The 21,387-nt window shown below is 32.6% G+C and carries 19 protein-coding genes; 7 read left to right on the top strand and 12 right to left on the bottom strand.

Going from position 1 to position 21,387, the window contains the following annotated elements; genetic code table 11:
* Nucleotides 1-47: 47 nt before the first annotated feature.
* Genes mnmG through HA149_RS09280 form a run of 4 tightly spaced genes read right to left on the bottom strand, consistent with a single transcriptional unit; the run spans nucleotide 48 to nucleotide 4,883 of the window.
* A complete protein-coding gene (mnmG, locus tag HA149_RS09295; RefSeq protein WP_209115203.1) occupies nucleotides 48-2,015 on the bottom strand; it encodes a tRNA uridine-5-carboxymethylaminomethyl(34) synthesis enzyme MnmG in 1,968 nt (655 codons plus the stop codon).
* A gap of 12 nt (nucleotides 2,016-2,027) precedes the next feature.
* Nucleotides 2,028-3,410, bottom strand: a complete 1,383-nt coding sequence (gene dnaB / locus HA149_RS09290) for a replicative DNA helicase (RefSeq protein WP_209115199.1) — start codon at nucleotides 3,408-3,410, stop codon at nucleotides 2,028-2,030.
* A gap of 58 nt (nucleotides 3,411-3,468) precedes the next feature.
* Nucleotides 3,469-3,924 carry a 50S ribosomal protein L9 gene (gene rplI, locus HA149_RS09285; protein WP_209115196.1) on the bottom strand — a complete coding sequence of 152 codons (456 nt, stop codon included), beginning with the start codon at nucleotides 3,922-3,924 and terminating at the stop codon, nucleotides 3,469-3,471.
* A gap of 20 nt (nucleotides 3,925-3,944) precedes the next feature.
* Nucleotides 3,945-4,883, bottom strand: coding sequence for an acyl-CoA desaturase (locus HA149_RS09280; protein ID WP_209115194.1), 939 nt, complete (start codon nucleotides 4,881-4,883; stop codon nucleotides 3,945-3,947).
* Nucleotides 4,884-4,958: 75 nt separating this feature from the next.
* Between HA149_RS09280 and HA149_RS09275 the strand changes: the two genes are divergently transcribed.
* The 5 genes from HA149_RS09275 (at nucleotide 4,959) to HA149_RS09255 (ending at nucleotide 10,692) form a co-directional block, all read left to right on the top strand.
* Nucleotides 4,959-5,678: a hypothetical protein gene (locus HA149_RS09275; protein ID WP_209115187.1), complete on the top strand. Its 720-nt coding sequence runs from the start codon at nucleotides 4,959-4,961 to the stop codon at nucleotides 5,676-5,678.
* Entirely contained in the window at nucleotides 5,675-6,967 is a 1,293-nt protein-coding gene (locus tag HA149_RS09270; protein ID WP_209115185.1) for an aminotransferase class I/II-fold pyridoxal phosphate-dependent enzyme, read from the top strand. Before HA149_RS09275 ends, HA149_RS09270 begins: the two co-directional genes overlap by 4 nt.
* Nucleotides 6,968-6,969: 2 nt before the next feature.
* Nucleotides 6,970-7,359, top strand: a complete 390-nt coding sequence (gene gcvH, locus HA149_RS09265) for a glycine cleavage system protein GcvH (RefSeq protein WP_209115184.1) — start codon at nucleotides 6,970-6,972, stop codon at nucleotides 7,357-7,359.
* A 45-nt stretch (nucleotides 7,360-7,404) separates the two neighbouring features.
* The gene (gene gcvP / locus HA149_RS09260; protein WP_209115177.1) at nucleotides 7,405-10,314 is read left to right on the top strand and encodes an aminomethyl-transferring glycine dehydrogenase; all 2,910 of its coding nucleotides are present in this window, start codon (nucleotides 7,405-7,407) and stop codon (nucleotides 10,312-10,314) included.
* Between the two features lie 129 nt (nucleotides 10,315-10,443).
* On the top strand, nucleotides 10,444-10,692 hold the full coding sequence (locus HA149_RS09255; RefSeq protein ID WP_209115170.1) for a hypothetical protein: 249 nt from the start codon (nucleotides 10,444-10,446) through the stop codon (nucleotides 10,690-10,692).
* A gap of 12 nt (nucleotides 10,693-10,704) precedes the next feature.
* Here HA149_RS09255 and HA149_RS09250 read toward each other — a convergent pair whose 3' ends face one another.
* The 6 genes from HA149_RS09250 to rpmI all read right to left on the bottom strand — a co-directional run bounded on the left by HA149_RS09250 (nucleotide 10,705) and on the right by rpmI (nucleotide 15,190).
* The gene (locus HA149_RS09250; protein WP_209115168.1) at nucleotides 10,705-11,838 is read right to left on the bottom strand and encodes a glycosyltransferase family 4 protein; all 1,134 of its coding nucleotides are present in this window, start codon (nucleotides 11,836-11,838) and stop codon (nucleotides 10,705-10,707) included.
* Nucleotides 11,839-11,865: 27 nt separating this feature from the next.
* Entirely contained in the window at nucleotides 11,866-13,059 is a 1,194-nt protein-coding gene (locus tag HA149_RS09245) for an NAD-dependent epimerase/dehydratase family protein (RefSeq protein ID WP_209115165.1), read from the bottom strand.
* 156 nt (nucleotides 13,060-13,215) lie between these two features.
* A complete protein-coding gene (locus HA149_RS09240; RefSeq protein WP_209115158.1) occupies nucleotides 13,216-14,019 on the bottom strand; it encodes a thiazole synthase in 804 nt (267 codons plus the stop codon).
* A gap of 2 nt (nucleotides 14,020-14,021) precedes the next feature.
* The gene (locus tag HA149_RS09235) at nucleotides 14,022-14,579 is read right to left on the bottom strand and encodes a tetratricopeptide repeat protein (RefSeq protein ID WP_209115151.1); all 558 of its coding nucleotides are present in this window, start codon (nucleotides 14,577-14,579) and stop codon (nucleotides 14,022-14,024) included.
* A 37-nt stretch (nucleotides 14,580-14,616) separates the two neighbouring features.
* Nucleotides 14,617-14,964 carry a 50S ribosomal protein L20 gene (rplT, locus tag HA149_RS09230; RefSeq protein ID WP_209115145.1) on the bottom strand — a complete coding sequence of 116 codons (348 nt, stop codon included), beginning with the start codon at nucleotides 14,962-14,964 and terminating at the stop codon, nucleotides 14,617-14,619.
* Between the two features lie 28 nt (nucleotides 14,965-14,992).
* Nucleotides 14,993-15,190 (bottom strand): 50S ribosomal protein L35, encoded by a 198-nt coding sequence (gene rpmI, locus HA149_RS09225; protein ID WP_011819271.1) that lies wholly within the window; start codon nucleotides 15,188-15,190, stop codon nucleotides 14,993-14,995.
* Between the two features lie 91 nt (nucleotides 15,191-15,281).
* Here rpmI and HA149_RS09220 point away from each other — a divergent pair, with 91 nt between their 5' ends.
* Both HA149_RS09220 and HA149_RS09215 read left to right on the top strand, forming a co-directional pair.
* Nucleotides 15,282-16,820, top strand: coding sequence for a SpoIID/LytB domain-containing protein (locus HA149_RS09220; RefSeq protein ID WP_209115143.1), 1,539 nt, complete (start codon nucleotides 15,282-15,284; stop codon nucleotides 16,818-16,820).
* A gap of 27 nt (nucleotides 16,821-16,847) precedes the next feature.
* On the top strand, nucleotides 16,848-18,149 hold the full coding sequence (locus HA149_RS09215; protein ID WP_209115141.1) for a glycosyltransferase family 2 protein: 1,302 nt from the start codon (nucleotides 16,848-16,850) through the stop codon (nucleotides 18,147-18,149).
* A gap of 1 nt (nucleotide 18,150) precedes the next feature.
* Here HA149_RS09215 and HA149_RS09210 read toward each other — a convergent pair whose 3' ends face one another.
* Both HA149_RS09210 and clpX read right to left on the bottom strand, forming a co-directional pair.
* Nucleotides 18,151-19,911 carry a DNA polymerase III subunit gamma/tau gene (locus tag HA149_RS09210; protein WP_209115139.1) on the bottom strand — a complete coding sequence of 587 codons (1,761 nt, stop codon included), beginning with the start codon at nucleotides 19,909-19,911 and terminating at the stop codon, nucleotides 18,151-18,153.
* Between the two features lie 57 nt (nucleotides 19,912-19,968).
* A complete protein-coding gene (gene clpX, locus HA149_RS09205; protein ID WP_209115137.1) occupies nucleotides 19,969-21,336 on the bottom strand; it encodes an ATP-dependent protease ATP-binding subunit ClpX in 1,368 nt (455 codons plus the stop codon).
* Nucleotides 21,337-21,387 lie beyond the last annotated feature (51 nt).

Here is a 21,387-nt window from a genome sequence, read left to right as displayed (position 1 = left end):
TTTGGTGAGTTAAAAAGTTTATTATTCAGTGCTCAGACGGAATGCTTTTAAGATGATAACTTTTTTTCGACAAAAATATTTGCCTTTTCTTGTTTTATTTCTCTTATTTTTAGCCAAACAAGTAATGCAGTTAAATCAGCCTTGCTTACTCCAGGAATTTTCGAAGCATCACCAAAATTTTTTGGCTTTATCTTATTCAAATTTTCTCTAGCTTCTAAAGATAATGTATCTATCTTTTCATAATTTATTTCTTGAGGCAGAGATTTACAGCTTTGACGATTTATTTGTTCAATGTTGTTTTTTTGTCTTTTAAGGTAACCCTCGTATTTAATATCTATTTCAACACCTTCCTGTATTGAAGAACCTAGATTTCTCTCATTCAAATTATATTTAATTAGATCTGAATAATGAAAGTTTGGTCTTTTTAAGAGTTCTTTCAAAGTTGTTGAGCCTTTGATTTTTGATCCCGTTTCTAATTCTATTTTTTTTGATATTTCATCGGTATTTTTTAAACGAGTGTTATTTAATCTAAATTTCTCTTCCTTGAGGAGTTTCATTTTTTCTTGATAGGCCGACCATCTTTTCTCATTAATTAACCCTATTTGATAGCCTAATGGTGTTAATCTCCTATCTGCATTATCTCCTCTAAGAGTTAACCTATATTCACTCCTACTAGTGAGAACTCTGTATGGTTCTTTGAGATCTTTGGTAATTAAATCATTGATCATTGTTCCTATATAACTGCTTTCTCTAGTGAAGATTATTGGGTCTTTTTTGTTTAGTTTTCTTGTCGCATTGACTCCTGCGACTAATCCTTGTGCTGCTGCTTCTTCATAACCAGTAGTGCCATTAATTTGTCCGGCGCTAAATAAATATTCAATTTCTTTCGTTTCGAGTGATGTTTGAAGCTGTGTTGCAGGTATATAGTCATACTCTACAGCATATGCTGGTCGCAACATTTTACATTCACCTAATCCAGGCAAGGTCCTTAAAAGTTCTAATTGAATATTTTCGGGTAAACCTGTAGAAAATCCTTGTACATATATTTCAGGGGTATTAATTCCTTCTGGTTCTAAGAAAATTTGATGTGATTCTTTATCAGCAAATTTGACGATTTTATCTTCAATTGATGGACAATATCTTGGCCCCTTACTATCAATAAAACCGCCGTAAATAGGAGTTAAATGTAAATTGTCTCTAATTAGTTGATGTGTTTTGGTAGTTGTTCTTGTGATGTGACAACTAACTTGGGGCATATTATTTTTTATATCTGGGTCAAACGAAAAATATTTATCTGCTGCAGTACTTGGTTGAATATCTAATTCATCAAAAATGATACTTCTTTTATCAACTCTTGCTGGAGTTCCTGTTTTTAAACGTTCTGTTTTGATACCAATTTCGTGCAAATTTTGAGTAAGACCTTTTGCTGCTTGTTCGCCCGATCTACCAGCTGACATTGATTTATTTCCTATCCATATTCTTCCTTCTAAGAACGTACCAGCTGTGATGATAACTGATCTTGCTGAATAATAACTACCAAAGAAAGTCCTTACACCTTTTATTCTTTTTTTTAAGATTTTTTTTGAGTTCAATCCAATTTCTTCAGTTTTTGCGATATCTAGTTCAGTAATCATTGCTTCTTTTAAAGATAAATTATCTGTATTTTGTAGTATTTCAATCATCTTTTTTGAGTATTCTCTTTTATCTGTCTGAGCTCTTAATGCCCATACAGCTGGACCTCTACTTGCATTTAATATTCTTTTTTGTATAGCCGTCTCATCAGCTAATTTACCAATAATTCCACCTAATGCATCAACTTCATGTACCAATTGACTTTTTGCCGGGCCGCCAACAGCAGGGTTGCAAGGTTGCCAGGCAATCCTATCTAAATTGATTGTAAATAAGGCTGTAGAAAATCCTAATTTTGCAGTTGTTATAGCTGCTTCGCATCCTGCATGTCCTCCTCCAATAACGATGACGTCAAAAGATTCATTTGTTGAGTGATGATCTTGCATTTGAGGATCGATTTAATTAGCTAAATTTCTAAATCTCGTAAATTGAGGTTCAAATAATAATTTAACAGTTCCTACAGGTCCATTTCTATGTTTAGTGACAATGATTTCTGTAATTCCTTTATCTTCAGTCTCTGGATTATAGTATTCATCTCTATAAATCATTAATACTAAATCTGCGTCTTGTTCAATAGATCCTGATTCTCTTAGATCGCTTAACATTGGTCTTTTATTTGTTCTAGATTCTACCCCTCTACTAAGCTGAGATAGAGCTACTACTGGTACTTTTAATTCTCTGGCCATGCTTTTAAGACCTCTAGTTATTCGTGAAAGTTCTTGCACTCTATTATCAGGGGTTGATCCTTCCATCAACTGGAGGTAATCAATCACAATTAATCCAAGTTCTTTTTTTTGTTCAGCTATTAATCTTCTGCAAAGAGATCTCATCTCTAAAACACTTAAGTTAGGCTTGTCATCTATAAATATTGGTAATTGACCTAATGAATTGATACCTTCTCCAAGTAATGGCCATTCATCTTGCTGTAATCTTCCTGTTCTTAGCCTGCCACTCTCGATTCCAACTTCCATAGAGAGTAATCTATATGTCAACTGTTCTTTACTCATTTCAAGGCTAAATACACACACAGGTAAATCTTGAGATTGTGCAACATTTTTAGCCAGATTAAGAACTATTGAAGTTTTCCCCATTGAAGGTCTTCCAGCAACAATTATTAAATCACTTCTTTGAAAACCTTGAGTCATCGCATCAAGGTCGTAGAAATTTACCGGAATACCAGCTACTGAAGTACCTAATGATCTTGACTCTATTTCATTGAAAGTACTTGTAAGGATTTCAGCTGCTTGAGTCAGGCCTTTTGAAGGTTTTTCTTGACTGATTTCAAATATTTTTTGCTCTGCTTTATCTAGAACTTCATTAGTATCTTGAGTTTGATCAAAACCTAGTTGAACCACTTCATTTCCAGATCTGATAAGTTGCCTTCTCATGAATTTGTCGTTAATTAAATTAGCAACTTGTTCTATGGAAGCTGTAGAGGAAACATTTTCAACTAGTTCTACCAGTTTGCTGTTTCCTCCAATTTTTTCTAATGATCCATTATCTGCTAACCAAGCACTCATTGATGTTAAATCAGTTGGTTTACCCTGGGTGTGCAACATTAATGCTGTTCTATAAATCTCTTGATGGGCATTTATATAAAAAGCTTCAGGTTTAATTAAGTCTGCAATTCTTCCGATCGCATCTGGATCAAGAAGTATGCCACCAAGAACTGCTTCCTCTGCTTGAACGTTTTGAGGAGGTACTAATCCAGAATTTTCACTATTAAAATCCTTTTTAAAATTTTTATTTTGCCCATTATTTGGAAAAGGTACGGAAACCATATCTTTAATTGCTTAGATATATACTCTGGCTACTTTTCAAAATAATGCAACAAATTGATTAACTTGTTACTTCAATATTTACTTCTGCATTTACTTCTGGATGTAATTTTATTTTTGCAGTAAAGGAACCTAAATTATGAATATCAGGAACAGTAATGTTTCTTCTATCAATTTCTTTTTTAGTTGCCGCTTCTATCGCTTCGGCAACATCCCCGTTGGTAACAGTTCCAAAAAGGACTCCATCTTCTCCAACCTGTTTTTTGATAGTGAACCTACCTATTGTAGATAATGCAGTTTGGAAATCTAAAGCTTCTTGCTTTAATTTATCAGCAGCGATTTTTTCTTTTTCTTTCTTCCTTTCAATTTGTTTAAGGACTGCTGGTGTTACATTCATTGCCTTGTTATAAGGTAATAGAAAATTTCTTGCGTATCCAGGTGCTACTTCAACTAGATCTCCTTCTTTACCTAGTGATGCGATTGATTCAGTTAATGCGACTTGTACTCTTTTAGCCATGAAAATATTGAACAATATAGTTAATAATAAGACCTAGAGGGTAACTTTACTTTTTTTGCAAGACCAAATTTCGCAAGAATCTTAATATGTTCCCATGTTATGTCTATCTGACCTCTAAATAATCCTTGTTTTGCCGAATTGGGAAATGCATGATGGTTATTATGCCAACCTTCTCCAAATGTTAATGCAGCAACCCACGCATTGTTTTTAGATGAATCACCACTTTCAAATGGTGCTTTACCCCAACAATGCGTCGCGGAGTTGACTAGCCAAGTTACGTGATAAACAACCACAAGCCTCAATGGAATTCCCCAAAGGACTAGAGGCCATCCTCCAACTCCTAATTTTTGACCTATTGCGTACAAAGAAAGTCCAATAGGAATTTGTAAGAATAAAAAATATTTATTTAGAAATCTATAGTATGGATCCTTGATTAAATCTGCACTTAGTTTTGGAACAGCTTTTAGTGCTTCAACGTCTTTAAACATCCAACCCATATGACTCCACCAAAACCCCTTTTTACTATTGTGATGATCTACTTCAGTATCTGAAAAAGAGTGGTGATGCCTATGTAAACCTACCCAATCTATTGGACCATGCTGGCAACTTATAGCTCCACAGGTAGCAAAAAATCTTTCTAACCATCTTGGAACAATGAATGATCTATGTGATAACAATCTGTGATATCCAAGAGTAACTCCTAAACAAGCAGTTACCCAGTAAAAAAATAATAATGAAGTGACTGCAGGGAGACTCCAAAATTTTGGTTGTATAGCTACAAGAGAAAGAATATGAATTGAAACCATAAAAACTATTGTTCCCCACGTTTGATGTAGTCTTGGAGGATATCTTTTTGAATGACTGGAAGGTTCCAGTAATTTTTCTGAAAGTTCTATAACTTTTTCAGCTGGAACAGGTTTTTTTAATTTTGCTGTTTCTTGGAAAATTACTGAATTCATGATATTGAAATACTATTTTCAAAATTACCGATATGTAATATTATCATACTATACTATTGATAAGTTTAATTATCTGTGAGTCTCGGATATCGCGATAAATTATCTAGAGGTCGAAGGGCTATGGCTCATTTGATACACCTCTGGCATGAACGGAATGGATGGTCTCACAGAGTTTTGCCATTACTTTCTGAAGTTCTTGATTTAGGTAAAGTTCATAATTCGCAAATTTCTAATCTTAGGAATGGGAAGTTATCTTCGCCAGGGCCTGAAGTTTTTCTTGCTTTAGCTCAAGTTAATACGATTCTTGATCAAGGTATTGAAAAAATCAGGGATCGTTTTGAAAGTGATTACCCAGAGTTATGGAAATCTTTGGAAGAGTCTGCATTACCCTTAAAAAATGATTCTGGTAATCCATTGTCGGCCGGGGAGTTATTCGAAATATTTTCAGGATTAAAATCTCTACCTTCATCTTTTGACTGGTACATAGAAGATGAAGAAGCCTCTGCTTTAAGTGATGCTCTTTCAGTGCATTTTTGTCAGAATAAGGCTTGGAGATCATGTAAAATTCATGTAATGGAAGCCTATGCTGTCCATAAATCTGCCCGTAGAGAACGTTTTGCTGAGGTAATAGCAGGAATTAGAGATTATACAGCAGAAGAATTAGATGGAGAACTTCTTGATTTATATGAGGCTTCAAAAAAACTTTCTTATTTTCAGGGTAGGGGACCTAATGCTTTCCTCGCAGAATTAAGAAATATAGCTTCTGAAAATAACATGAATTTTCATAATAAATGACGCTAAACAATAACTTAAAACTGGCTGAAAACGCTATTCTTTCTGTCGAAGAGAGTTTAAGTAAAGTTTTCCAAGAAAGGTCCAATCAGGTTTTCCAGAAATTGGAAAATATTTTGACAATTTTTAAGGAAGAAAAAGTTTCTACTAGTCATTTCAATCAATCTTCTGGTAGTGGTCATGATGATATATCTAGAGAAAAAATTGATGCGGTTTTTGCAAGATTGTTTGTTGCTGAAAAGGCAGCTGTGAGGATGCAATTTGTAAGTGGAACGCATGCAATAAGTTCTGTCTTATTTGGAATTCTTAGACCTGGAGATGTAATGTTATCTCTTACAGGACAACCATATGACACGTTAGAAGAAGTTATAGGAATAAGGGGAGGAGGAAAAGGCTCACTTAAAGATTTTGAGATTGAATATAAGCAAATAAATATCTGCGATAATTTTGATTCTTTTGAAGAAAAAATTGTTCATTCTTTTAAAGAAAATTCATGCAAATTAGTATTCATACAAAAAAGTTGTGGATATAGTTGGAGAAAGTCTCTTACGAATCATCAGATAGAGAAAATTTGTAGTCTTATTCATTCTCTTGATCCTAACTGTATTTGTTTTGTTGATAACTGTTATGGGGAGCTTGTTGAAGATAGTGAACCAATTTCTAAAGGGGCAAATATAATTGCTGGATCATTGATTAAAAATTTGGGAGGAACAATTGTTCCTACTGGTGGTTATGTTGCAGGAGATGCAGAGTTGGTTGAGATGGCATGTTCTAGATTAACCTCACCAGGTATTGGTTCTTCTGCAGGAATAAATTTTGGACTAGGAAGATTAATTTTGCAGGGTTTGTTTTTAGCACCACAAATTGTTCACGAATCACTAAAAGGGGCTGATATGGTTGCAGCAGTCTTTAAAAATTTGGGATTTAAGGTTTTACCAGAGCCAGCAACTTATAGATCTGATCTTATTCAGTCAGTAAGATTGAATAATCCTGATTTGGTACAAAAAGTTTGTCAATCTTTTCAAAATTCTTCACCAGTAGATTCTTTTCTGAATGTTGTTCCATCATCAATGGATGGATATGATTCAAAATTATTAATGGCAGGAGGTACATTTATTGAAGGTAGTACAAGTGAATTTTCTGCTGATGCCCCTCTAAGAGATCCTTACAATATTTTTGTTCAAGGTGGTTCTCACATAGCTCACATCAAAATTGCATTAATTCGATTATTATCTGAATTATTAGAGGAAAAATTAATTTCAAAGGATTCTCTATTTCCTTTATCTACTTAATCATGTCTTACAAGTTTCCAGACAACCTCAACTATGCTGATACTCATGAATATGTCTTGGAAGAAAATGGATTATTAAAAATTGGAGTTAGTGAATTCGCTATAGATCAATTAGGAGATATTGTTTTTGTTGAATTAGCTGATCAAGGGGCGACTTTAGAGAAAGGCGAGACTTTTGGAACAATAGAATCAGTTAAGGCGGTTGAGGAAGTCTATCTGCCTTTTTCAGGGGAAATAGTATCTGTAAATGAAAGTGTTATTGAGAACCCTGAGCTTTTACAGAATGATCCGATTGGAGACGGTTGGTTAGTCATTTTGAAACCAGAATCAAAAGCATCAATTGCTGATTTGATGACTTCTGAGGAATATCAAACAAAGGTTGTACCAAAATAAGGCAAACTTTTTAAAAAGAGCTATTTTAAAGAAAAATATTTTAATATGACATCCAAATTTGGGTCTGATTTGTTTATAGATAGGCATCTTGGCTTAGGAGATAATGATGAAAGAATTATGTTGAACAAGCTTGGTTTTAATAATATTGATCAATTTATAAATCAAGTTATTCCTGAAGATATTCAGCTTAAAGATAAATCTTCAGAAATATTGCCCCAAGGTTGTTCAGAAATTGAGGCTTTAAATGAATTAGAAGAGATTGCGAATAAAAATACTAAAATGAGATCACTAATAGGCCTTGGTTATTATGACAATCACATGCCTAAAGTAATCCAAAGACATGTTCTTGAAAATCCAAGGTGGTACACGTCTTATACTCCATATCAAGCAGAAATTGCACAAGGAAGATTAGAAGCTCTATTTAATTTTCAGACTATTGTTTGTGAACTAACAGGATTCCCTGTCGCCAATGCATCTTTGTTAGATGAGGGTACTGCTGCTGCAGAAGCTATGGCCATGAGTTTTTCCGCAAGAAAAAATAAATCTTCAAAAGTGTACTTAGTGGAATCAAATGTTTTTGATCATACTTTTAATGTTCTACAAACCAGAGCAAAACCTTTGGGAATATCCTTAAAACGCTTTACTCAAAGTAATCTTCCTAATCATGATGATGTTTTTGGAATGTTGTTGCAATTACCTGGTAAAAATGGGGAATTATATGATCCGACATTCTTAATATCCCAAGCACATAGATCAGAAATTATTGTTACGACATGTCTTGATCCACTGGCACAAGTTTTGATTAAACCAATTTCTGAATTTGGTGTTGATGTAGCAGTGGGCAGTATGCAAAGATTTGGAGTTCCAATGGGTTTTGGTGGCCCCCATGCAGCATATTTTGCTTGTAGCGAAAAATATAAAAGGTTGATACCCGGAAGAATTGTTGGGCAAACTCTATCTAAAAATGGAGAAAAGTCTCTAAGACTAGCTTTGCAAACAAGAGAGCAACATATTAGAAGGGAAAAGGCCACTAGTAATATTTGTACTGCTCAATCTTTGTTAGCCATAATTTCTTCTTTTTATGCTATTTATCATGGACCCTCTGGATTAACGCAAATTGCTAAGAGATTAGTGGAGTTGAGAATAAATTTAGAATCAAGTTTAGCTTCTTTAGGTTTTGATATTCCTGATGGGATTAGATTTGATAGTGTTGATGTTTATTCTGAGCACTCCCAGAGGATCCATAATGAAGCTTTAAAAAATGGCTATAACTTAAGAATTTTGCCGCTGGGATCAACTATTGAAAATTCAACTGGCTTTGGGATCTCTTTAGATGAGCTTAGTAATGAAAAAGAAATCAAAGATATTTTGACTTTCATAGCAAACCTTATAGAAAAAGTAGAAGATTTAGAGCATATAAAATTTGATAAAGTATTTAATCTTGAAAGTTTAGCTTTGAGATCTAGTGCATGGATGAAGCAAGATATATTCACAAATTACCAAAGTGAAACTGAATTAATGAGATATATATTCCGACTTGCAGAAAAAGATTTTTCTTTGGTAGATGGGATGATGCCATTGGGAAGCTGTACCATGAAGTTAAATTCTGCAGCAGAATTAAATCCAGTTTCTTGGGCTAATTTATCTTCTATTCATCCTTTTTCCCCACCAGATCAAACTAAAGGCTATTCAAAAATCATTTCTGACCTAGAAAAATGGATAAGTGATATTGTTGGTTTAAAATCAGTTTCTTTTCAACCAAATGCAGGCTCTCAAGGAGAGTTTGCAGGTTTATTGGCAATAAATTCTTATTTTGAATCAAAAGGTGAACTGTTAAGAAAAAAATGTTTAATTCCTAAAAGTGCTCATGGAACAAACCCTGCTAGTGCAGTTATGGCAGGTTTTGATGTGTTAACTGTTGAATGTGATGACGAAGGAAATATTGATTTCCAAGATTTGTCGATCAAGGTCAAGAAATTTGATAACCAAATAGGGGCTCTTATGTTGACTTATCCATCTACTCATGGAGTTTTTGAATTACAAATCAGAAAGATATGTGACTTAATTCACTCTGTTGGAGGATTTGTCTATTTAGATGGAGCGAATTTGAACGCTCAGGTTGGATTATGCAAGCCAGGTAATTATGGTGTTGATGTTTGTCATTTGAATTTACATAAAACATTCTGCATTCCCCATGGAGGTGGTGGTCCAGGTGTAGGACCAGTTGCTGCTTCAGAAATTTTAAGCCCATTTCTTCCTACTCATTCTTTAATGGATAATAATTTATCTAATAGTTCTAATTACGTATCTTCTGCTAATCATGGGAGTGCAAGTATTCTTCCAATAAGTTGGATGTACATAAAAATGGCTGGTCTTAGTGGTTTAAGGAAAGCAACTGCGCATGCAATTTTATCTGCAAATTATATTGCGCATTCTTTAAAGCATAAATTCAAGATTCTTTATAAAGGAAAAAATAATTTTGTCGCACATGAATGTATTTTAGATTTTAGAGATTTAAAATCCAAAACTGGTTTGAGTGTTAATGATTTAGCTAAACGATTAATTGACTATAGTTTTCATGCCCCAACTATAAGTTGGCCAGTGCCAGAGACCATAATGATAGAGCCCACTGAAAGTGAAAGTTTGGTTGAACTGGATAGATTTTGTGAGGCTATGCTATTGATTGGAGAAGAAATCAGCGAAATAGAAAAAAATATTGAATTAAAGAACAATAATGTAATAAGCAATGCTCCCCATACGCTTAAAGAGTTAATTTCTGATGATTGGGATTATCCTTACTCAAAGGAAAAAGCTTCTTTTCCTTATAAAACTCCAACATCTATCAAGTTTTGGTCTTCAGTTTCTAGGATTAATAATGCATATGGCGATCGCAATTTAATTTGTTCTTGCAATGTAAATCAAGCAGAAACCTTCGAAGAAAAAAAATGTGCTTAAAGGACTAGCGTCCTTGTATTTACTTAGTTATTATCAATGTGAATAAAAATTTAATATTTTCTTATAGAATTTTTTTAAATTTTTTTATTAAAATATTCGAGCATCAAATTTTTTGGGGTATTTGAAGCTATGACCAAAGATTTTAAATCTGGTAATGTTAGGCATCTGCCAGTTAAAAACTTAGAATTACCAAATTTTGTCAATAATTTTTCAGGAGATAACCCAAATATTTGTTCCATTGAGGGAACTAATGTCATTAGAGTGCCTTTTGGTAAAAAATTCTCAAAGAAAAAAAGGCCTGAAAAGAATCAAAATATCGCTACTCTAATACTTCCTTTAAGTTCGTATAGTAGTCCTACGCCTCCACACGTAGCATAATTAAGATTACCTTCACTCTATTTCTTTGAGAGTATCTGAATAATAATTTTGCAGTTGTAACGTTGCTTGATTCCAATCCCATTTTTGTGCTTCGTTTCGTGCTTCTTTCCTCATAACTTCTCTTTTATCTTCATTCTCTAGAATTTTTTTTGTCGCTTCGATCAAACTTTGTTCCCCATTATCTTTTTCATCAGGATCATATAAACAACCATTAATTCCATCGCTAATAATATCTGGAATCCCCCCCTTGTTGGCTCCGATCACTGGACATCCTGCCGCCATTGCTTCTAGTAAAACTAACCCAAGTGTTTCTGTACTAGATGGAAATAAAAATATATCTCCAGAGGCATAGGCGCTAGCAAGTTCATCGCCAGATAAATATCCTATGAAATTAGTCTTGGTATTTTCGAATATTTTTTCAAGCTGGTTTCTATATGGTCCGTCACCTACAAGTGCTAGGCAAGCATTAGGGATACTTTCTAATACTGGTTTAATTCTCTCAATTTGTTTTTCTGCTGATAATCTTCCTACATAAATTAATAAGTAATTAGCGTCTTTAAATTTACCAAATAATTTTTCTCTCATTTTCTCACTTCTCAAATCTGGTCGGAAACTGTAAGTATCTACTCCCCTTTGCCACAGAGCAGTCCTTTGAATACCTTTATCTTTTAACTCATTTACCATAGCGGTAGAAGTACATAAGTTTAACAAGGCTTGATTATGAGCTGCTTTGAGTAATTCCCACAATAGTGGCTCTAACATACCCATACCGTAATGTTCCAGATATTTTGGAAGATGAGTATGGTAACTAGCAATTAAAGGAATGTTATTAGTTTTCGCCAACCATATGCCACCTAAGCCAAGTACAGCTGGATTAACAACATGTATCAAATCTGGATTAAATTTTTCTAACTTATCTGAAACTGCAGGACCAGGTAAACCAAGCTTCAACTCTGGGTATAAAGGTAATGGCATTGCCGCGACTCCAACTACAGTTGCACCCATATATGATTCTGGACAACCCTCTGGACAAAAAATTATAACTTCATCGCCATTTTTTATTAAAAATTCAATCGTTTTTGTCAGTCTTGTGACTATGCCGTCAACTTTAGGTAAAAAAGTTTCAGTAAACAATGCAATTTTCACTTTCTTAAGGTTATTATTTCAGAAATTTTAATTAGTCTTTATAGCCTCAGCTTGTTTTTTAGTCCAGGATGAAACACAGGGTATGCGCTTAAGATCACATCTATTGGAGTATTTTTTAGCAACTTCAACAACTTCTTCTAATAAACCATTATCAAGAGTTGTTGGGTTTAAACCTAATTCTATAAAGCATTTGTTATCAACAATTAGATCATTTTCTACTGCTTCATTCCTTGGATTTGGTAAATAATTGATTTTAGCACCTGTCAGAGACGCAACTTTTTTAGCTAGTTCTCCAACTTGATGACTCTCAGTCATTTGATTAAAGATTTTAACTCTCTCTCCAGGTTTTGGAGGATTTTCAAGAGCAATTTGTACACATTTTACAGAGTCTTTTATATGTATAAAGGCTCTTGTTTGACCTCCTGTACCATGAACACTTAATGGATATCCAATTGCAGCTTGCATTAGAAATCTGTTTAGAACAGTTCCATAATCTCCGTCATAGTCAAATCGGTTTGTTAATCTAGGATCTTTTAAAGTTGCTTCTGTATTTGTTCCCCAAACAATTCCTTGATGTAGATCAGTAATCCTTACAAGATCATTTTTGTTGTAGTAAAGAAATAATAATTGATCTAAAGTTTTAGTCATATGGTAAACACTACCTGGACTTGCAGGGTGTAATATTTCTTCTTCAAAGCGGCTTCCATCTGGTTGTGGAACTTCAACTTTTAGATAACCTTCTGGAATTGTTGCACCTCTATGTGATCCATATCCGTAAACTCCCATTGTTCCTAAATGTATAACATGAATATCTAAATTACTTTCTACTATTGCAGCAAGAAGGTTGTGAGTACCATTAACATTATTATCTACTGTATATCTTTTGGTAAAACTTGATTTCATCGAGTAAGGCGCTGCTCTTTGTTCCGCAAAATGGATCACAGAATCAGGTTTTTCATTAATGAGCAAATTGAGTAATTTTTGATATTGTTTAGAGATATCCATGTTTATAAATTTCATAGGCTTACCTCCAATCTCCTCCCATGCAGAAAGTCGTTCTGTGATCGAAGCAATTGGAGTTAGAGATTCTACCTCTAGGTCAATATCAATTTTTCTACGACTTAAATTGTCGACAATAATTACTTCATGATTTTGATCTGCTAAATTCACCGCACAAGGCCAACCGCAAAAACCATCTCCACCTAGAACAATAACTTTCACTCAGAACTCCAGAATTAATAGATTCATAATATATTTATTAAATTACTACAGTGTGCTTCCAATTTGCGAAAAAACATTGTAAATAGTTTCAAATCTTTTTTCTTAATACGATAAATAAAATCAAATAATAAGTTTTACTCTCTTTTTAAACTTTGCTCAATTTAGAGAATTAGAGATGTTTTTTTCCGGTGAACTTGCTACAGCAAAGTCTTGTTTTTTTATTCTGCCTGCCAGAAAAGATTGCCTGCCAGCTTTTACACCATAATTGATTGCTTGAGCCATTAGAGGAGGATTTTCAGCTTGTGCTATTGCACTATTGATTAAGACACCATCAGCTCCAAGTTCCATAGCTTGAGAAGCTTCACTTGGCACCCCAATTCCTGCGTCAATTATTACTGGAACTTTTGCATTCTCAATAATTATCTCTATGTTTGATAAATTTAATAAACCTTGCCCGGAGCCAATAGGCGAGCCTAATGGCATAACAGTTGCACATCCTATTTCTTCCAATCTTTTTGCAAGAATAGGATCTGCATTGATATAGGGAAGTACAGAAAAACCCTTTTTAATTAAAATTTCGGCTGCTTTAAGTGTTTCTATTGGATCTGGTAGCAAATACTTTTTGTCAGGAATTACTTCTAACTTCACAAAATTATTTTCTTCTTGACCAGACAATTTTGCAAGTTCTCTTCCCAAAATTGCTATTCTGACTGCCTCATCGGAATTAACACAACCAGCTGTATTAGGAAGCATCCAGTATTTTTTCCAGTTTATTTTTTCGAGTAAATTTTCTCCGGTCTGATCATTTTGAATTCTTCTAACAGCTACGGTTATGATTTCTGTTTCAGAATTTGACAAACTTTCTACCATATCTTGAGTAGATTTGTATTTGCCAGTACCTACCATTAATCTACTGGAAAATTGTTTCCCCCCAATTAGTAGAGATGAATAATTTTTCATATTTAGAATCCCTTATCTTTAATACCTTTATAAGGTTTGTAATTATTTCTTTTTTCTAACTCCTTACTTTTTTTAATTGCTGTTTTGTTGTTTGGATCTATTACCAAAACCTTTTGATAAGTTGCATATGCCAAGTCGTATTCAAGTAAACGCTGTTGTGCTGATGCGAGGTTATTTAGGGCTATAGGATATTCTGGGAGTGATTTTATTGCAGAGTTATAGTGTTTAATTGCTTTTTGAAATTCATTTTGAGCAGCATAAGAAAACCCTAAAGCGTTATTTATTATGGCTTTAGCTTCATCAGGTTCATTTTCATAACTTTCAATTGCTTTTAAAAGAGTTTTAGTTGCTTCAAAATATAGTCTTTTTTTTATCTGAATCGATCCAAATTCATATAATTCTGTAGCTTTAGTGAGAGAATCTAGACCTTTCTGCTCGAATTTTATTAAATTTAATTCTTCATTTCTTGTTTTTAGAAATTGTCTGAATACAAAAATAGAAATTATTATTAATACAACAAAAAGAATTATTAAATAGGATTGAAAGGAAGAAATTTCCATTACTTATTATTACTTTTTAAAATTATATTCTTTTTTTCTAACTACTAACGGAAGAAACAATTTTTTCAAAACACTTAGGATCGTTTAAGGCTAGTTGAGCAAGCATTTTTCTGTTAATGATAATTTCTGAATTTTTCATGCCATTTATTAACTTGCTATAGTTTGTGCCATTTATTCTCGCAGATGCATTAATTCTAGAAATCCAAAGTCTTCTAAAATCTCTTTTTCTTCTTCTTCTATCTCTGTAAGCATTACAAAGAGCTTTCATCACTCTTTGATTGGCGGTTCTGAAAAGATTTTTATTACCGCCTCTAAAACCTTTTGCAAGATTTAAGATTTTGTTTCTTCTTTTTCTGGCTATGTTGCCTCTTTTTACGCGTGCCATGAATATCTAATGAAAATTGGTTAAAGATTTATGCGTATGGAATCATTAATCTTACATTATCAGCATCTCTTTCATCAACTACTGCTTTTGTTGATAGATGTCTTTTTAACTTGGAGCTTTTATGATCAAGTAAATGATTATGGAAAGCTCTTCTTCTCATAAATTTACCCGTCGCAGTAGCTTTAAATCTTTTGGCAGCTGATTTACGAGTTTTTAGTTTAGACATTTAAGTCAGATATGTTTAATTTAGATAATCTAAACCTTTATACGCATTGTCGCAAATTAAAGTTTTTAATTGATAAGAAAAGTTCTAACTTATGAAATTTAAATTTGCCTTTTTAAATTTATTTTTAGTCTGTATTTCTCTTTTAATAATTAACACGAAATTTAGTTCTAATGTAAAAGCAGAAGATTTGCTAAAGGTTGAATTAAATAAGGAAATTAAAAAAGGAAAATTTTTAATTGGTTTAAAGCAATATCTTGGTGGGAAAAATGATAGTTTTTCTAAGAAAAAGAATATTGAATTTACAACTGATAAAGGTTTTCTTAACCTAATATCGTCTAACGGTATTAAGTATAAATCAAAACAGATTAATATTACCTGGGTCGATATTCCCTACAAAAATCCAAAAAAAATTGAAAGAATTGTTTTTGGTCCTTTTGCTAGCTATGAATCAGCCAAAAAACAAGCAAAGAAACTAAAAGATAAAGGGTTTAAGACAATTGTTGCTTACCCTAAAAATTGGGAAGTATGGATTCCATTTGAAGATGATCTGCCAGAGTTTGAATTAAAAAATACGATTTTTAGAAAAATAAGAAATATTCAAATTACACCTGTTCTTAGAGATGACTATAATGTTATAAAACTCGAAGGACCTATATATATTTATGCTGAAGAGGAAATAAAAATAAATGGTACTAATTTTGGCAAAGATTTTTATTTAATAAAAGATTCATATGGAACTTGGACGTTAGTACAAAAAATTGAGTTCGATGATTATTTGGCAGGTGTTTTGCCATATGAAATTGGACCGAATTCTCCTCTAGAAGCTCTCAAAGCACAAGCAGTTATTGCCAGAACTTGGGGAATCTTTAATTCTGATAGATTTAATATGGATAAATATCATTTATGTATAAGCACTCAATGCCAAGTTTATAAGCCTTCTAAAACTAAAAATAAAAAAGTACAAGAAGCTATAGAAGCAACTTCAAATTTAATTCTCACATATAGAAATCAACCAATAAATGCTTTTTACCATGGTTCTAATGGTGGCATATCTGCTACTGCAGGCGAGTCTTGGCAAATTCAAGATTATTCTTATTTCAATCCAATCATAGATGGTTCTAAATCATTAAATAAAATTTTTAAACTTCCAATTATAAGTGAATCTGATTTAAATAATTTTTTAGATTTTGATAAAGAACAGTTTTATGGGAGTAATCATTCTCTTTTCCGATGGAATAAAAAAATTTCTAGTCTTGAAATTAAAGAAAAGTTAATTAAAAACAAACTTATAAATATTAATGAAAATGTTTTGGATTTAAATTCTATTGAACGTGGTTCTAGTGGCAGAGTGACAAAATTGGAAATAAAAACGAACAAAGTTAATCAATCTATTGTTTTAGTCAAAGATGATATTCGACGTGTATTCAATTTTATACCTAGTAATTTATTTACGATTAATAAATTAAATGATGATTTATGGCTTTTGAGGGGAGGAGGCTTCGGTCATGGTGTAGGTTTATCTCAGTCAGGAGCAATTGAAATGGCTAAATTAGGATTCTCTTATGAACAAATATTGAATCATTACTATCGAGATGCAAAACTAAAAAAAATTGAGATATTGTCTCAATGAAAATTAAATAATTAAAAATTTACTTTTATGGGAAAGGGTTTTTATAAAAATCGAAGATTGAAGTCGTTTATATTTCTTATCGCTTGTTTTTTAGTAGCTCTTATTCCTCATATTTATAATATCGAAATTTTCTTTCATCTTATATTGACACTTTCTTTTGTGATTGTTTTGTACGGTTTAATAGTTATTTCTAGGAATTTCAAAAGAAATAAAGTTGCAAATACTCTGAGCAGCAAAATTAGCAAAAAAAAGTTACCCGTGCTTGATATTTTAGTCGCAGCTAGAGATGAAGAGAATGTCATAGCTAGATTGGTTGAAAGATTATTTAATTTAGATTATCCAACAAATCAATTAAATATTTACATAATCGATGATGGTAGTTCTGATAAGACTCCTTTAATTTTAGATCGATTATCTAGACAATATGAAAAGCTAAAAGTAGTAAGTCGTTCTCCAAACGCAGGAGGCGGAAAGTCAGGAGCTTTAAATTATGCCTTGAAGTTTACGCATGGTGAATGGTTATTAGTTTTGGATGCTGATGCTCAATTAAAACAAGATTCTTTGATAAGATTATTTAGTTTTGTAGAAGATGGTGATTGGTCTGCAGTTCAATTAAGAAAATCAGTAACAAATGTAAGTAAGAATTTTTTAACTTCATGTCAGTCAATGGAGATGGCTATGGACGCAATCTTTCAATATGGAAGATTATCAGTTGCTGGAGTTTCTGAATTAAGGGGAAATGGTCAATTAATTAAGAAAGATACATTATTGGCATGTGGTTCTTTTAATGAAGACACAGTTACAGATGATCTCGACTTAAGTTTAAGGCTATTATTATCAAAATCTAGAATTGGAATCTTATGGGATCCTCCAGTCATGGAGGAAGCAGTTGAGAATTTAAATGCTTTATTAGCGCAAAGACAAAGATGGGCAGAGGGGGGGTTGCAAAGATTCTTTGATTATGGGGATCAATTACTTACAAATAAAATTGATTATTTGCAAAAATTTGATTTAACTTACTTCTTCATCTTGCAATATGCACTGCCAATCATTACTATTTTTGATTTAGTTCTCAGTATTGCTTTATTAGATTCACCAATTTACTGGCCTATTTCATTCACAGCTTTTATGTTATCTGGAATTGCTTTTTGGTACGGTTCTTCTTGTAAAAGCGAGGTACCCGTATTGCAAACAAGCAACTTTTGGATGGTATTTATATCGGTTTTTTATTTATCACATTGGTTTATAGTAATCCCCTGGGTAACAATAAAGATGTCTATTTTTCCCAAAAAGATACTTTGGCGAAAAACTCTTCATACTGGAGTGTAATTTATTCATCAAGCTCTATAATTTCTCCATTAAAGAAATTTGCTAAGTTTTTCGAACTATCATAATTTTCCTCGTTAGATATTGTTATTGACGAATTAGTTGTTGGTTCTATTTTTTTTATTGGTTTCAAATTCTTTACTTCATTTTGGTTTATTTCTAAAGTGTTTTTTGGGTTACTTTTAGTTAATTTTTTGGTTGAAAAATTAAGTACTATTTCTTCTCCAAATATCTTTTTTACTGTATTTTCAATTATAACTTTTCTGCTTTTTATCATATTTTCCCAGTTTGGAGATAATGCAATTGTTATTTTCTCCGAATCAAAACTTTCAAGTTCGGCTTGTTGTGAAAGTAACATTCTTGTAGATGGTAACTCTAATTTAGAAAGAATCACTTCCCATTTATCTTTTAAATTATTTGGTCCAGGATCATTTTGGGTATTGTCAGAAATATGTTCCATACTTTCTTTTTCAAGAACGTCAAATTCTTCTAATTTTTTGTCTTTTTTTTCAATCAATTTCTCGTGATTTTTCTCCTTTTTAATGCTTGGTTTTTGAATTTCATTAGAAATATTTTCTTTATTAGTCATTGCAATGTTTTCTATGCTTTCACGCTTCTCATCATTAACATTCTTTTTAATTTCTAGCTTGTTTTCAAAATTATTTATCTCTTGATTATCTAGAAGACTAGTTAGATGTATTTCAAACCAAAGCCTTGGATTATCGCTTGTTTTGATTTGATATTCAATATTTCTTAAATTATTATGCCAATTAATTATTGTTGATTTATTTATTATTTTTGAAATTTTATCCAATTCCTCTTGAAATTCATTAGAGGTATAGTAAAGATCTGAATATTTATTGTTTGTAGTGTGCAGTAGTAGATCTCTTGTCATATTTAATAATCCGATAATTATTTGATGGGGTTCATTTCCAGCATCATATAATTTGTTGCAGGTGATAATTAATGACTCTGGATTATTTTCAATCAAGGATTTAATCAGATTTGTTAATTCAATTTCTGATACTTCTCCTAGCAGGTTTTGGATATTATTAATTGTTATACCTTCTGGTAAAAGATTTAGTTGTTCAAGGAGGCTTTGTGCATCTCTCATACCTCCATTAGATCTTTTTGCAATCATTTTTAACGCTTGAACTTCATATTCAATGGATTCTTTTTTGGCTATTTCTGCTAAATGTTGAAAAATGTCACTGGGGCTTATTCTTCTAAAATCAAATTTTTGGCATCTACTTTGTATTGTATTTAATACTCTCTCAGGATTTGTAGTCGCAAGGATAAATACAACTCTTGAGGGCGGTTCTTCAATAGTTTTTAGTAAAGCATTTGAAGCTGCCGTTGAAAGCATATGACATTCATCAATAACGTATACTTTCCATCTTGCTTGAGTTGGTGCAAATCTCGCTCTTTCTATAATTTCTCTTATATTTTCAACTCCTGTATTTGAAGCTGCATCAATCTCTATAATATCTAGAGCGTTCCCATCTGTAATTTGTCTACATAAGTCACATTTACCACAAGGATTTATCGTAGGTTGATCGAACGTCTGACAATTTAATGATTTTGCCAATATTCTTGCACTTGATGTTTTTCCAGTGCCTCTTGGACCATTAAAAAGATATGCAGGAGCAATTTTTTTTGTTAATAGTGCTTGTTTGAGTGTAATGGATATAAATTTTTGCCCAACCAGTTCGTCTAAGTTGTTTGGTCTATATTTTTGATGAAAAGGCTTATGTATATTTGGCATTTATTTTACATTAATTATAAAAATTCGGGATTAAATTTAAAAAATTAAACTCTAATTTTATGCAGACTCTTTAATGATTCTTTTTGATCCTGAAGGTAGTTTAACAATTTTAGATGAGAACAAATTTTCTACCATTTTTTTCGTTACTGTGAATTCTTTTATATTTTCTTCAGAAGGCAAAGTGTACATTATGTCTAGCATTAGTTCCTCAATTATTGATCTTAATGCTCTTGCACCTGTTTTTCTTTTATATGCTTCATTTGCTATCGCTTCAACAGAATCAGGCTCAAAAGATAATTCAACATTATCCATACTGAGCAAAGTTTTGAATTGCTTTACTAATGCATCTCTTGGTTGAGTCAAAATAGATTCTAAAGTTTCTTTAGTAAGACGATCTAATACAGCACAAACTGGAATTCTTCCAATAAATTCTGGAATTAGGCCATATTTCACTAAGTCATCTAATTCTAAATTTTTCAAGGAATCTCTTGGGTCTACGATTTTTTTTGCATCAACTTTGTCATGATCTGAATTGGTCGTAAATCCTATGGAGTGTTTACCCATACGCTTTTGAACGATATCCTCTAAACCTATAAAAGCCCCCCCGCAAATAAATAATATTTGGCTTGTATCGATTTGGATGCAGTCATGATAAGGATGTTTTCTTCCGCCTTGCGGTGGCACATTAGCAATTGTTCCTTCAAGCATTTTTAATAATGCTTGCTGTACACCTTCACCAGAGACATCTCTAGTAATTGAAGGATTTTCGCTTTTTCTTGCAATTTTATCTATTTCATCAATGTAAATTATTCCTTTTTGAGCTAGTTCTACATTCATTTCTGATTTCTGCAGAAGTCTTAAAAGTATATTTTCAACATCCTCCCCAACATATCCAGCTTCTGTCAAAGTCGTTGCATCAGCTACTGCAAAAGGAACATCTAGAAACTCTGCTAAAGTTTGAGCCAATAATGTTTTTCCACTTCCAGTCGGGCCGATGAGTAAAATATTTGATTTTTGTAATTTAGTTGCTTGTGAATCTGTTGAATTGCTATTTTTACTTTCTTCTTTAACTTTCCAAGCTAATCGCTTGTAGTGATTGTATACGGCTACTGATAATATTTTTTTTGCAGATTCTTGTCCAACAACTTGATTATCTAAAAAATTTTTAATTTCTAATGGCTTAGGAATTGAGGTTAATTCTAAAGGAACAGATTTTTTTGGATTATCATTTGGTAATTTCTTTTTAACTTGCGGAGCGTTGTTTGCGTACGCTTGATTATCAAGTAGTTCTTCATCGAGAATTTCATTACAAAGGTCTATGCACTCATCACAGATATAAACCCCAGGGCCAGCTATAAGCTTTCTTACTTGGTCTTGTGATTTCCCGCAAAATGAACATTTAAGATGGGCGTCGAATTTAGCCATCGATTATAAGTTTTAATGTGAAAGGTGTTAAATATTCCCTATTCACTAGGA

Origin of the sequence: Prochlorococcus marinus XMU1406, assembly GCF_017696055.1 — a bacterium.
GTDB classification, from domain to species: Bacteria; Cyanobacteriota; Cyanobacteriia; order PCC-6307; family Cyanobiaceae; genus Prochlorococcus_A; species Prochlorococcus_A marinus_W.
Note: the sequence above shows the minus strand (reverse complement) of the source record. Positions and strands in the feature narration are given on the sequence as shown.